Genomic DNA, 13,869 nt, shown 5'->3' on the forward strand with positions numbered 1-13,869 from the left:
ATCGCCCCAATGTAAGATCCCAGCCCCAGGGGGGTACGCCTGACTCGCGATCGCCCTTAAGTAAGAAAAAGTTTTAACTGGTATGTCCTTACCCCGCCCCGTCTCAGACACCCTAATTGAACTGTTGAAGCCTGTAGCCTCTGAATTAGGAGAAAGATTGGGCGCAAGCGCTGTCAACGAACGGTTTGCAGAAATTGAGCCGTCTGGTTCTTCAGTTTTGAAGCAGCAAATCAAAAAAGACCCGCGCTGGATTAAAGCCCAAGTGCGATATTTGCAGCGGCAGCAGGCCAGAGAACAAGAATTAATCGCGATCGCGGGTGCAGAAGAAGAATGGGTAAAGCAAGAACGCGCTAATCGAATTAAAGCAGAAGAAGTGAGAGATCAGCGGGCAATTAGCAGGCTTTGCCGCGATTTAATGCGGGAGTTTCAATCAGAAGCAATTCGAGTTAAGCTGAGCGAAATTCAAATTATTTGGGACAGAGACAACTGGTTTTCTAATTTGAGCAGGCAGGAAACTGAACAGATTTTGCAGCAGCAGCAGCACCGATTGCTGCTGTTAGTCGCTCCCGCAAAAATTAGCCAAGATTGCCCTGATTCGTTTCGCCACAATCTGAATATCGAGCTGCCGGCTAAGTTGAGAGCTTTTTTAAACCAGCACTACCCCCAGTACGGAGATTTGTCTCCGGTTCAGTTTTACGGGGACTATTTCAAAAAGGCAATTTCTGATATTGATGTGGAGCGGTTGCAGACTGTTTTGTCTCCCGTACCCACAGCTATACTTTACAGCGATATCAGCGATTATGAAGTTAATTTTCATCTCGGTTTTTGGGGAATCATAAATCAGAGCGTTTCTCTAATAGCGATGCAGCCTTGGAATTGGGAAGAGGTTTACCACCAGTTGGAGGCAGAGGGTAAAGATGAAAAGCTGAGCCTGCGGATTATTCGGCAAATCATTGTGACTATTCACAAGTTATTGGCTGCTTTTTTAGCTGATTTGTATTATTTAAATATCGATTTTACTCACGAACCTCAGCTATTGAAATTAGAGGCGGAATTTGCTCAAGAATGGTTTTCTAAAGATTGGGCCCTACCCTATATTGAAACTCTTAAAGAAATTCAGGATCAGCAGCGAATAGTATATAAGGGAGAGATGCGGCGACTGGCGCTTCGAGAGGCGAAAGCTAGGGCGGAACGCAAGCGTTTGGAAGAGGCTGAACTCAAACGCAGAGAGGCAGTTGAGGAGGCATCTAAGCGGGCGAAGGAATTAGCTCATAAATTAACAAATCTAAAATGGCGGTGTGTATACACGCTGCCGGGACATTCATCGTTTGTGAATTCTCTGGCGATTAGTCCTGACGGCAAAATTTTGGCTAGCGGCAGTTGGGATAAAACTATTAAGATTTGGAATTTAGAAACAGCCGAAATAATTGGCACTCTGACGGGACATACCGATCGCGTAAATTCGGTTGCTATTAGCTATGACGGAAAAATGTTAGTCAGCGGCAGTTCGGACGAAACAATTAAGTTTTGGAATTTGCAAAGCGGTGATTTGCTGTGTACTTTTCCGGGACATTCTATGGAGGTGAATTCGGTGGCGATTAACCCGAAGCGCCTGGTAATTGCTAGCTGCGGCGGGGCTGATAATACGATTAAGTTATGGAATTTGCGGAGTGGTGAGTTGCTGCGGACTTTGAAGGGTCATTCTGACAATGTGAATTCGGTGGTTTTTAGCCCGGACGGTAAAATATTGGCGAGTGGCAGTTCGGATGCGACGAGCAAGGTTTGGGATGTGGAAAGCGGTAAGTTGCTGCGGACTCTTTCGGGGTTGAATGTTGGGGTGAATTCTGTGGCGATCGCGCCGGACGGTCAGATTCTTGCTAGCGTCAGCAATGATTATACGATTAAGCTGCGGAATTTGCACACGGGCAGTTTGTTGCGGATTTTAAATACTAATTATGCGAGGGGAAAGGGTGTAGCAAATTTAGGAATGAATGAGGCGCTGCATATTTTGCAGAATTATGTGAGTCGGGGCGATTCGGTTGCTATCAGTGGGGACGGTTTGACTTTGGCTAGCGGGTGCGATGATAATACGATTAATATTTGGAATTTGCAGACCGGGGAGTTGTTGAGCAGTCTTAAGGGACATTCGGGTACGGTGTACTCGGTGGCGATCGCACCTTCGGGCAATTTGCTCGCCAGCGGCAGTGCCGATCAGACGATTAAGATTTGGCGCTGCGATTAGTTAATTGGCAGTGGGCTGTGGGCAGACAATTCCGGTTTTGCCCTTACGGGGAGGGGTTTTGAGCGAATTTGAAAAAAAAATTGGCTGGGGGGGTTGCGCCGATCGCTATAAGTTTGCTATATTAATCTTCACTGCTGGTGTAACTCAGTTGGTAGAGTAGCTGATTTGTAATCAGCCTGTCGCAAGTTCGAGTCTTGTCACCAGCTTTATAGCAGTTTTCAATCGGATTAAATATCGGATTAAATACATTAGGGACACGGCAGTGCTGTGTCCCTATCTGATATTTGCTATTTTTTACACTTGGGGCGGACTCGCGTACCCACCCCACAAGAGTGTTAATAAAAATAGGTGCACAAGTTAAATGTGCGACCAATTACAAGGCTTTACCTAACGCAGCGCAGGCTTTTTTCAACCATTCAATTGTTGCTGCATCAAGTACGGGTTCCAGTTTCTCGACTACCGAAGCGTGATAGTTGTTCAACCATGCTAGTTGAGTCTTTGACAGTCGATCGACATTTATTAATTTGCGCTCAAACGGAATATACGTCAGCGGTTCAAATCCGTACCAAACCAAACCGTTTTTTGATGGCATTTCCCTGACAACATAGAGATTTTCGATGCGAATTCCGCCCCATCCCGGTTCGTAATATCCCGGTTCGATGCTAGTTACCATTCCGGCTTCTAGGGGATACTGCACAGATTTGCTGATGCCGTTTGGCCCTTCGTGACCGGCTAAAAATGCGCCGACTCCGTGCCCTGTACCGTGTCCGTAGTCTAGCTGTTCTTGCCATAATACCGCACGGGCGATCGCATCTAATTGCGATCCCGTTGTTCCTTTGGGGAATTGCTGCATTGCACAGTTGATGTGCGCGATTAACACTGTTGTGTAGTGTTCTATTTGTAGCGCCGTCGGTTCTCCAATACTTACTGTTCTCGTATCGTCGGTTGTACCTGCTAAATATTGCGCGCCTGAGTCCAATAACAGCAATTCCCCCGGTTTTAAGGTTATTTCTGGGCTGGGGGTTCCGTAATGTACGATCGAGCTATTGGCTCCCGCACCGGCGATCGTTCTAAAAGTTAAAGTCTGAAAATCTGTTTCTTGCTGGTAAAAATTTTCGATGTTTTCTTTGACATCAAACTCGGTCAATACCTTACCATTTTCTAGCTGTTCTGTCAACCACTTTAAAGTCAAAGTTTTCGCTCGACTTGCTTTAAAATTGGCTGATTTCATCTGCTCGATTTCTACGGGATTTTTGCGAGCTTTCATCCCTTCTACCGGATGAGTATCAAAAATTATTTCGATGTTGTAAAACTGCGCTTCTTGCTGGTTTAACAGTAACTGGTACGTGCCTGCTGTGCTGTGTTTCGGGTCTAAAAGTACCCGAACTTTCTTTGGCAAATTTACGCAAGTTTCTAATGTATGCGGATAGTCTGCGTAGGGAAGCAAAGTTACATCTGCCCGCAATTGTTGCTTAATTTCTGGTGAAATTCGTTCGGGATTTGTCAACAAAAACGCTGAATCTTTGGTGACAATGGCATAAGATATGAAAATAGGAATGTGGGGAATATCCGAGCCTCGGAGATTGAACAGCCACGCTATTTGATTGAGGTTGGTAATCGGAAGCACATCGATGTTGGCTTGTTGCATGGCTTCCCTGACTCTGGCTAATTTTTCGGCGGCGGTTTCTCCTGTCAGCGATACAGGTAAGCTAAATATGGGTTCTGCATCAATCGCGGGTAAAGTCTCTGCTGTTTTCCAAGGATTTTGCGATCGCACTTTGTCTGTCAAATTCTCCCGGATTGGTACGAGCTCAATCTCGGCAGTTGCAAATTGTTTCACCCAATTTTGATATTGCTCTGTTGCTACGGTAAACGGGTCAAAACCTAGGCGAATCTTCCTTGATTTTTGTGCCGATTCAACAGCCAGTTTTTCCAAAGTTTCAATATAGGTTAAATTTCCTTCTAAGCCGAGTTTCGATATGTGAATAATTCCCGTATCGACTTGCAATTCTGCTTGTTCGTAATAGCGGGAATCCACAAACAACCAAGCGGCATCTTTGCCAACCAACAAATCGCCGGCGGAACCCGCAAAACCGCACATCCAAGCTCGCCTCTGCTTGGCGGCTGGAACTGATAAATTTAAGTGTTCGTCAACCGCAGGGATGAAATAGCAATCTAAGTCATAATCTGCCATCAAATCCCGCAAGTCTGCTAGTTTTGCAGCGGAGGCATCTTGAATATTTGTATTTGATTTCAAGTTAGTTGCAACCATTTTTAATTTTCCTATTTTACTTGTTTAAAATTGTCTTCAAACCTTTAACTAATCTCCTAATACCTGCGGTGGCGGTTGCTTTCTCCAAAGCACCGTAAGCAACGCGCAAATAGCAGCCGCTATCCATGCCGAAGGTTGTACCGGGAAGCACTGCTACGTGATATTCGCGAATTAATTGTTCTACTAATTCCATGGTATCGAGTTCAGTATCAACTTTCAAGAAAAAGTAAAAAGCTCCAGCGGCTGGGGAAATTGTACACAAGTTTTGGATGGTATTGAGTTCGTCTAATACGAGTTGGCGCACGGATGCGATCGCCCTTACATAATTATCGCAGTAACCTCTACCAACTTGCAAGGCTCCCAGGGCTGCATACTGAGAAATTACCGGCGGACAAATTAAGATTGTATCTTGAATCTTTCTCACTGAAACGAGCAAGTGTTCTGGTATTACCATATACCCGATCCGCCAACTCGCAAAACCGTAGGCTTTGGAGAGGCTAAACAGAGAAATTGTATGTTCGCTGCTGTTGGGAAAAGCGGCGGGCGAACAGTGTTTGACGCCGTTATAAGTAAAATATTCGTAAGCTTCATCGCTGATATGATAGATGTTGTGCTGGCGACAAATTTCGTTAACTTCTCGGAGTGCTTCGGCTGAATAAACAACACCAGTGGGATTATTTGGTGAAATGGTAACTATGGCTCTGGTTTTGTCAGTAATTGCTTTTTTTATAGCAGCGATATTAAGTTGATAGTTGGCGTCAGTTTCTACTATTATCGGTCGGCAATTTGCCATAATTACCGCCATTTCGTGGTTGAAGTAATAAGGTGATTGGATAATAACTTCGTCTCCCGCCGAGGTAATAGCGAGAATGGCGTTGGTAAATCCCATGTTGCTACCTGCGGTAACACAAATGTAGTTTTTGCTGTTAATGTCTATGTTATTATCTGTTTTGAGTTTGGCTGCGATTGCATCCTGTAATTGTGGAATTCCTTCCACGGCTTTGTATTTGTGATTGTCGGGATTTGCGAAGAATTCGGGTATTTTTTCAAATGATTCTTGTGGCGGATTGTAGTAAACTACGCCTTGTCCTAATGATATTGTTCCCGGATTTTTGCGAATCAGTTCGCCAACTACTGGAATTATAGGCGACTGTACCGATTGCATTCGAGTCGGGTGATTTTTCATAATATATTATAAGGAATTGTAGGGGCAAGTTTAGTTATAATCTACGTCCTTAAGCAAGTTTACTCTTTCAGGCACGCGCCTCTCCTATTCAGGAGCTATGTAATTCTATTTTAGAACCTTGCGGCGACTTAAACACTTTAACTTGTGCGGGCAATCTTTCGCCCAATTCTCGAACGTGGGTAATCACTCCAATCAGCCTGTCTCGCTGCCGCAAAGATTCTAAAATTTGAGTAACGCTTTCGAGAGTTTCGGTATCTAAAGTACCAAATCCTTCATCGAGAAATAAGCTGCCCAAGTGAGATCCTTGAGACAGTTTTTCTGACAAAGCTAAAGCCATTGATAAGGAAGTGGCAAAGGTTTCGCCGCCGGAAAGGGTTCGCACTCGTCTAGCTTCCCCGCCGTTCCAATTATCTGCTACCCAGTATTCGCCGTCTTGGTTTCTTAATTTGTAGCGATTTTCGGTTAATTCTTGCAAAATTAATGTGGCGCTGCCGACTAATTCTGCTTCTAAATGTTCTAGAATGTAAGATTGAAATTCGTTGGATTTGAGATTCTGCGCTAAGGTGTGATAAGTTTGCTCTTGTTCTGTGAAATTTGTGATTTGCTGTGACAGTCTTTCTGCTTGTTCGAGATTTTGGACTGCTACTTGAATCCAAGCTAAAAGTTCGGCGCGGTTGTTGTTGGCTTGTTTGAGGTTTTCTTGGGCGGTATGTTTTGCCGATCGCACTTGTGCTAAAGTATTTTCATCGGTAGTTCTGCCTGCGATCGCCTCGCTCAAATCTTTTGCCCGCGTCTCTAACTGAATTTTTGATTCGCGGTGAGAACGAATAGCATTTTCCCAGTCTGATTGTTCCTTAACTGTTGCAACCGCTGCTAAAAAAGTCTCTTCTGTGAAATCAGCCGCTGTTAATTTTGCTGACCAATCCTGGTTTAGCTGCTGTTTATGGGCCTGGGCTTTTCCAAAAACTTCTCCAGCTTGTTGCTCTCTCTCTGCTGCTTGAATAACCGTATTTTGAGCATTTTGATAAGATTTTTCGGCAACTTTCAGCAGATTTGCCAAGTCTTGCTTGTCTTCTTCTAAGGCTTTTGCTAAATTAGGATAAGGTTGATATTCGGTAATTTGATAAAGCGCATTAACACAAATTTGCAACTGCTGCTGCCGACGGTCGGATTCGGCGATCGCATCTTGATATTCTTGCTGTTTAGCTGATTGAGTCGCCGCTGCAAAATTAAATCTTTGTTGAAAATTCTCATATTCCAATGATGCGAGTTGGAACTGCTGCTCGGTTTCGCGATATTGCCGGTCGCTCTCTTTAAGTATTGCCAACTCCTGCTGCAACCGCAACACTTCCCACTGAGGATTTTCGATAACTCGAGTGATTTGCTGCTGCAATTCGGCAACTCTATTCGCGGTTAATTCCAACATTTGAGTAATTTCAGACTCTTTTTGCAGGCAAGCTGAAACTGCACTTTTTCCCTCAGCCACCAACCTTTGAGCCTCTTGAAAAACCTGATTTGCCGCCGCCAATTTCCGCTGCAAACCAGCGACATCGACAATATTAGAATTTGGCAAAGGAGGGAGCAGCTCACTGTCAGGATGCACCCCCCCGCACACCGGGCAAGTATCGCCAGAATTTAAGGACATTCTGACAACAGCAACACTCTCTAAACGGGCAGCTTCCGCATTAGCAGTTTCCGCCTCTTCTAACTCGCTACCGCACTCTTTGAGCCTGATTTCGGCTGCTTTTAAATTAGCGGCAAACTTCGCATAATTCTGTTGAGCGCTTTCCCTATCTGCAATAGATTTATCCAACTGTTGCTGCTGAGTTTTCTCCTGCTTGGCAATTAGCTGAACTTCCATCAATAAGGGTGCAATTTGCTGCAATTGCTCTAAACGCTTGCCTCCCGGCGCATACTGTTCGAGTTTTGCCGCTGCTTGAGTAACTCGAAAACCCGCACCTTGAATTTTAGTATTAGCAGCTTGCAGTTCTTTATCTGCTGCCATAAAAAAGCGGAGTTTTTCCTGTTGAATTTTTTGGGCTAGCGCAACTTCTTTTTCTAATTGAGTGCGCTGTTCTTCATATACTTTCGCAGCAGCTAGAGCATCTTCGCGCGCCTTAATTTGTGGTGACAATGCCTTTTCTTTGGCTTTTGCCTCGTCAAATTTCTGCTGCTCTACTGCTAGCTCTGAACGAGCTTTAATTAACAGCTTTCGCGCTGCCATCGAGGCACGTTCCGCAGTTTCATGCTGACTGCGAGCCGATCGCACTAAAGCCCAATCTCCCTGTAAATGATTGGCAGCCTGCGCTCTTTCTAAACGCTGTGCTAAAATTTTGACCTCAGCAGAATTAGCATTTAATTTAACCAGTTCTTGTTCCAGCTCTTGCCAGCGAGCGATTTGCGAAAATAGCTGTTCCTCTTCATCTAGATCCTTCTGAGCTTTCATCACAGCGCGATCGAACTCAGGCAACTGCTGCTCTAAAATCAAAAGTTGCGATCGTCTCCCGGCCACCTCATCCGCCGTCGGTGCACTTAAATCCGCTAGCTGCCTTTCTACCATTTCCCGTTCTTGTTTCAGCAACTTTGCGAGCTCATTTGTTTCCTTCCGCATCTGCTCAAAAATCTCAAATCCCGCTAGCTGCCGCAAAATTTCCCGGCGTTTAGAAGCATCCCCTTTAATAAACTCATCAAACTTACCTTGAGGCAGAACAATTGCTCGCGTAAAAGTATCAAAATCCATTCCTAAAATCTGTTCAATGGTATTTTGAACAGCAACGATACTCGTACCCAAAGTTTCCCATTGGCCATTTTGCCAGTTGTCCAAAATCACCTTATTTTCAGGAGATTTCGGACGGAAACGCCACCTTCGCGTCACCCTATACTGTGCCGAACCCACCGCAAAACGCAACTGCACTTTTAAATTTTCGCTGCCTTGACTTGCCAAATCACTGACTTGTTTCCCGCTGCGAGTTGTCGTGCCAAAAAGAGCGTAAGTCATGGCATCTAGCAGTGAAGATTTTCCCGCACCTGTAGCACCAGTAATTGCAAACAAATCGAGTTGAGAAAAATCTAAACGCTGTTCGCGGTGGAAGCTGGTAAATCCTTCGAGAATAAGTTCTAGTGGACGCATACTGATTTTAGTTTTAGGATTTGGGGTTTTAGATTAAATTACTCTTTACCAGGCGGAGCCTGGTAACGCATATCCGGAGGCTCTGCCTCCAATTTTCCTATTTAAGCGCGAGGCAGAGCCTCTGGATATTGGTTCCCAGGCTCTGTCTGGGAACCAGTTAATTTGAGATTTTTGATTTGGGATTGTATCTTTTTACCCATTTAATTGTTAACTGTTTCCTTAAGCTTCTTGTACAAATTTTTAAATTCCTCTAATACGGCAGGTTTCGGTGTCGTTCCCAATCGGTTTTGATAATAGTTGCAAAACTCTGCTGCCGGATCGAAATTATTGGGATCGATATTAGTTATTTCTGTTGCTTCTAGGGCTGGATCTGGATAGCGCGGTTCAATTAACAGCGCTTGAGAACAGATTTGACGCACTCGATCGGCAAGTCCGATTTGCGGACTGTCAAGTTCGACAATTACTTTCAAGAAACCAGGATGATACTGATGAGCTTCTAAAGTTTCATCAAGATTGTCGTTCTGACATTTAAGCACTTTTAACGGCTTGTGGCAAGCCACAGGCTTAAATTCCACCTTTGCCTGACTTCCCGGCTCAACTTCTATCAAGCAAAATCCTTTTTCCTGTTCCGCTTCTCCAAAATCTAATTGAATCAAGGAACCGGAATAATAAGCGGGAGAAGTCTCAGAAATCCGCTGGTGAATGTGGATGTGTCCGAGGGCAACATACTGAGCTTCTGGGGGCAGAGTTTGCGATGACAGGAGGTATTTTTCTCGCGTGTAATAAGCGACTTCCGATTTTGCCAATCGAGCGCCGTCAATGCTCATGTGTCCCATGAGAAAATTGACAGTATTGTCTCTAAAATCCCTGCTTAAATCTTCCAGTAAATATGCTACGATTTCGCGGTAATCTTTGCGGCGATCGGCATCGCCAGACTGCCAGAGAGAATTAGCATCTAACAGTCTTTGTTCGGAAGCAAAAGGCATCGCTCCCACACAAAGTTTACCGCTTTTTGTATTGAGAGTAATTGTGCCTCCGTCTGCAGAACGCCTGGGTTTGCCTAAAGCGCGAACACCGGCGAGAGAAAGCAATTGTGCGATGCTGTCGATGCGGGATGCCGAATCGTGATTACCGGCGATCGCAATTGCGGGAATTCCTGCAGCTTGGAGTTCGCAGAAAAAGTTATAAGCAATGCGTTCGGCGTAAGCGGGAGGGTTTGGCACGTCGAAAATGTCGCCGGCGACGAGCACAGCATCGACTTCCAAGGCTTTTGCTTGCTTCAAAATCTGTTCGAGGGCGATCGCAATTTCGGAAGTGCGATCGATGCCTCGAAAACGCCGCCCTAAATGCCAGTCAGCAGTATGAATTATTCGCATAGTACGAGGAGTATTTTGTTTATGTTAACTGAGATGTTGTACCATTTTCAAGAACGGGCTCTTCGGCCCGTTCCACAAAGAATAAATTTCTTGTGGAACGGGCCGAAGAGCCCGTTCATAAAAGCCTGATTTAAAATGGTAAAATATCTCAGTTTTAATGCTTTGTGCGATCGTGGTATAAATATCTGCCACTGTTTATGCCTCTTCCTGTTCTCGAATTGCTCTTTCAATCTCATCAGGATATGCCTCAGCATAACTAAAAGCATTCACCAAATCTGTGGCACTCAGATCGGGATGACCTTCTAAAATATGAGCATCGCTGGCACTTTGACGGCGATAACTTACCAACAGCCAAACAGGAATCCGAGTTTTTCGGATACAGGCTTCTGTGCCCATGACACCGGGAGTCTTTTGAATCCCCGGCCAAAAGTTGCTTAAAGTTTGGGCTAGGAATTGTATAGCTTGAGCCTTTTCTTCGGGAGTTAAAGCCAAGAGTTGCGGTTGCAATTCTTTGAGTGTCATCTTCGTCGTAACTGAAGTCATAAATATCAAATTTTGTCGTTCTAGAGGTATTCTAGCACTATTAGACTCACAACTTCTCTTCAACAGGCTTCACATCGTGAAACCGAGTATAATCAACCACCCGCCTTCCCGTCGCCGATTTCAAAAGAATATCTACAAACCGCATATTCCACATAATTTCAGACGCCACAAAAGAATGTCTGGCATGAATAGTTTGCGAAACAGTTTCGTCAATTCCTGTTAACGTAATTACAATTTCTGCTTGCTGTTCCATCAAGTCTTTGGCAGTAAGTTGGTACAAAGGACTGGTCTCGTCAATTGCGTGCATAACTGTCCAAGTTAATGCAAAAATCGGAGAGTGACTCCGCACCAATTGCAAGTCGTAAAAACGCCGCATAAATTCTCCTTCCGGCGTTACCTCATCGCGGATCAAAGTAGCTCGCTGCTGCGCTTCTAAAATCTGGTTAAAACGCTGATTTGCCGTGCGGTACATCAGAGTCGGAACGCCGTTGAAAGGAGCGATTACAGCTACGCGGCTGAAGATAACTCTGGCTGTTGGTCGAGAAAATCTCGAAAAAGCCAGTCCCGTCACCATTGCCACTCCCCACAAAGCAAAAAGCGCTTGGATCGCGACTATAGTATTAGCGTAATCCGTGCGCGGATACATAGAGCCGTAGCCGATCGTCGCCATTGTTTGGACGCTGAAAAAAAAGGCATCTGGGAAAGAACCCGGCCGCGCGTTAGCAATGCAATCTCCTCCCGCCAAGTAAGCTAAAGCAAATAAAGAATTTGTGACTGTATAGGAGAGACAAATCAGGATGAAAAATCGCGGCCAAGAAAGAGTCAACAGCCTGTGGTACAGGTCGGCAAAATGCAGGCGAGGTACTCCCAACTTGACAATATTTAAGGGGAATTGTCCTTGGCGGCTGACTAAACGAGCCTGTGGCTGGTGGTTGCGGTTGATTTTCATTGCGATTTGTAACTGCGGCTGTTTCAATTTGTAACTATTGCTGTGACCGGGAAAACTTATCCTTTAGACTGATGTCTGATTCCAAAAATTAGGATAAAAGCGGAGTTTAGAAATGGTTGAGCTTAACTGGCATGACTATCTCGTTATGGTTTCTTTTGTGGCATCTATTGCGGGTCTAGTCCTGCTGGGCGATGATCGCAACTCGCAACCAACGGACGAGCGCACTTTGAGCGAAGAAATCCTAATCAAGATGAGCTTTACTTACTGGATAGTGTACTGCATCTCTTTTTTCGGGCTGAAACTTCACCTACCAGAGGATAGCTGGTTATTGCTCAGTTTGAAGCTGACTACGGTTCTTTCTTACTTGTTGACTGCTTCTAGCATACTCAGCCTGCCGCTGCAACGCATGGCTGTCCGACAAGTTGAAGATTAAAAAAAGTGTTTGTAGTGAGGACTTCAGTTTGTTCGATCGCGGTGAAGAAGCACTAAAGTCCTGCGTGCAAAGCTATTTAGGTGATTTCTAAGAAAAAATTTACCGATTAGGAGGACCAACAGCAGTTCTCCCCTAGGATGAAATGATGTTGTGCGGTAATTTTTATTCTGGAAATCACCTTAGTAACTTGTTCTTGTCCAATACTTATAAATTTGGCTCTCTTGGATTTGTGGTGGGAAGTGTATCGAAAATTACAAAAATTTAGTGATGAAATCGCTGAAATCCTTACCCTAAGACACATAAGCTATATCAATCACCGGATAGCCAGGAGAGCCATAAATTTTCCCGCCCACTTAACTTATTTCTCAAAAAAACTACGCAGTTAAAGACCCATGTTATCAAGCCGATGGACCCGCAATACCCTAGACTCGTATCGTGAAATCGGCGATCCGCAAGCCGATTCCGTCATTGAGAAAATCTTTGGGCTCAATGAAGTGGACGCTGTAAATAAACTCCTAAAAGACATTCAAAACAACGATGATCTGGTGGCAGTCGAAATGCCTGACGAACTCGAAGATTTCCTCAATACCACAGATGACTGGCCTTCATGGGCGGATCGGGAGCAGATCCGGCTCGGCCAGCAACTGTTCTCGCGTTATGGTATGCAAATGACGATGGCGTTGTTTTGCTGGTCGTTGCCTTCATGCTACTCCTGTGCCAAGGGAGCGCAGGTACTGAGTTTGACGCACCGGATCACCAAAAGGGTACATCAACGCCTCGTCGAAACCGCGCAGTTTGTCCTCGATGTTATGGCAGAGGGTGGGTTGGAGCCAAATGGTCGTGGGGTACGCACGGCTCAAAAGATCCGTCTGCTGCACACCACAATTCGCTATCACATGAGGCAATATCCCCGCTGGCTTGCTGAGTACGGCGTTCCTATCAACCAGGAAGACTTGGTTGGTACGATGCTATCCTTTGCACTGTTGCCCCAGGTCTTGACTAAGCTAGGATTGGACTTTACTGCGGAGGAAGAAGCCGCGTTCTTTCACTGTTGGCGTGTCATTGGCAGCATCATGGGAATTCAGGAGGACATGCTACCCCGCGATGTCGAAGATGGCAAAGCGTTGTGGGATGCGATCCAGACACATCATGCGGCTCCGTCAGATGCCGGGCGAGAACTGACTGCTGCGCTGGTTGATTATATGAAGGAACGCGTTCCCGGCAAGATGTTCGATGGTATCGTTCCCACGCTCATCCGCGAACTCTGCGACGAACGGGTGGTTGAAGCGGTTGGTATCGAACGCGCCAATTGGACTCGGCACTTTTTACGTCCACTGCGCTGGATTTTTGGAGTCACCGACGAGATGCAGGATCGCTCGAAGCTGGCGGCGCGGCTCAGCGGCGCATTCTCACGCAGGCTGATTGAGGGACTGCATTACCTCGAGCGGGAAGGACAAAAGACGGAATTCACGATTCCCAAGAGTTTGCAAGATAACTGGGGGCTGACCCTCCGTGAGAGATAGGTGATTTCCAGAATAAAAATTACCGCACACCATCATTCCATCCTAGGGAAGAACTGCTGTTCGTCCTCCTAATCGGTAAATTCTTTCTTAGAAATCACCTTAAGTTATATTACCGGGCAATAAGCTCACAGCTAGCTGCGAGCTTGTTTAATTGTTTATGATGTGACAGATGCAGGCTAACGCGCCCAAAATGGCTAGGGTCGATCGCACTTGTA

9 protein-coding genes and 1 tRNA gene are annotated in these 13,869 nt (G+C 45.4%); 4 read left to right on the forward strand and 6 right to left on the reverse strand.

The window, feature by feature from the left end; all coding sequences use genetic code 11:
• The first annotated feature begins 82 nt into the window (after positions 1-82).
• Together QUA80_RS14430 and QUA80_RS14435 are read left to right on the forward strand one after the other, a co-directional pair.
• Positions 83-2,242 carry a WD40 domain-containing protein gene (locus QUA80_RS14430; RefSeq protein WP_333425525.1) on the forward strand — a complete coding sequence of 720 codons (2,160 nt, stop codon included), beginning with the start codon at positions 83-85 and terminating at the stop codon, positions 2,240-2,242.
• 133 nt (positions 2,243-2,375) lie between these two features.
• A tRNA-Thr gene (locus QUA80_RS14435) sits at positions 2,376-2,448 on the forward strand.
• Positions 2,449-2,615: 167 nt separating this feature from the next.
• On the opposite strand, the gene QUA80_RS14440 is transcribed toward QUA80_RS14435, so the two are convergent.
• The 6 genes from QUA80_RS14440 to QUA80_RS14465 form a co-directional block, all read right to left on the reverse strand.
• On the reverse strand, positions 2,616-4,514 hold the full coding sequence (locus QUA80_RS14440; protein WP_333425527.1) for an aminopeptidase P family protein: 1,899 nt from the start codon (positions 4,512-4,514) through the stop codon (positions 2,616-2,618).
• Positions 4,515-4,530: 16 nt separating this feature from the next.
• Positions 4,531-5,700, reverse strand: coding sequence for a pyridoxal phosphate-dependent aminotransferase (locus tag QUA80_RS14445; protein ID WP_333425528.1), 1,170 nt, complete (start codon positions 5,698-5,700; stop codon positions 4,531-4,533).
• Between the two features lie 88 nt (positions 5,701-5,788).
• Complete coding sequence (locus tag QUA80_RS14450) at positions 5,789-8,830, reverse strand: SMC family ATPase (protein WP_333425530.1); 3,042 nt, start codon at positions 8,828-8,830, stop codon at positions 5,789-5,791.
• 200 nt (positions 8,831-9,030) lie between these two features.
• Positions 9,031-10,206 carry an exonuclease SbcCD subunit D gene (locus tag QUA80_RS14455; RefSeq protein WP_333425532.1) on the reverse strand — a complete coding sequence of 392 codons (1,176 nt, stop codon included), beginning with the start codon at positions 10,204-10,206 and terminating at the stop codon, positions 9,031-9,033.
• Positions 10,207-10,401: 195 nt separating this feature from the next.
• On the reverse strand, positions 10,402-10,728 hold the full coding sequence (locus QUA80_RS14460; protein WP_041622309.1) for a DUF433 domain-containing protein: 327 nt from the start codon (positions 10,726-10,728) through the stop codon (positions 10,402-10,404).
• A 67-nt stretch (positions 10,729-10,795) separates the two neighbouring features.
• The gene (locus tag QUA80_RS14465) at positions 10,796-11,698 is read right to left on the reverse strand and encodes an ion channel (protein WP_333425535.1); all 903 of its coding nucleotides are present in this window, start codon (positions 11,696-11,698) and stop codon (positions 10,796-10,798) included.
• 112 nt (positions 11,699-11,810) lie between these two features.
• On the opposite strand from QUA80_RS14465, the gene QUA80_RS14470 reads away from it, so the two are divergent.
• Both QUA80_RS14470 and QUA80_RS14475 read left to right on the forward strand, forming a co-directional pair.
• On the forward strand, positions 11,811-12,131 hold the full coding sequence (locus tag QUA80_RS14470) for a hypothetical protein (RefSeq protein ID WP_333425537.1): 321 nt from the start codon (positions 11,811-11,813) through the stop codon (positions 12,129-12,131).
• Positions 12,132-12,523: 392 nt separating this feature from the next.
• Positions 12,524-13,654 (forward strand): oxygenase MpaB family protein, encoded by a 1,131-nt coding sequence (locus tag QUA80_RS14475; protein ID WP_333425539.1) that lies wholly within the window; start codon positions 12,524-12,526, stop codon positions 13,652-13,654.
• Positions 13,655-13,869: the final 215 nt, after the last annotated feature.

The organism is Microcoleus sp. F4-D5, from assembly GCF_036704885.1.
Taxonomy (GTDB): Bacteria; Cyanobacteriota; Cyanobacteriia; order Cyanobacteriales; family Microcoleaceae; genus Microcoleus.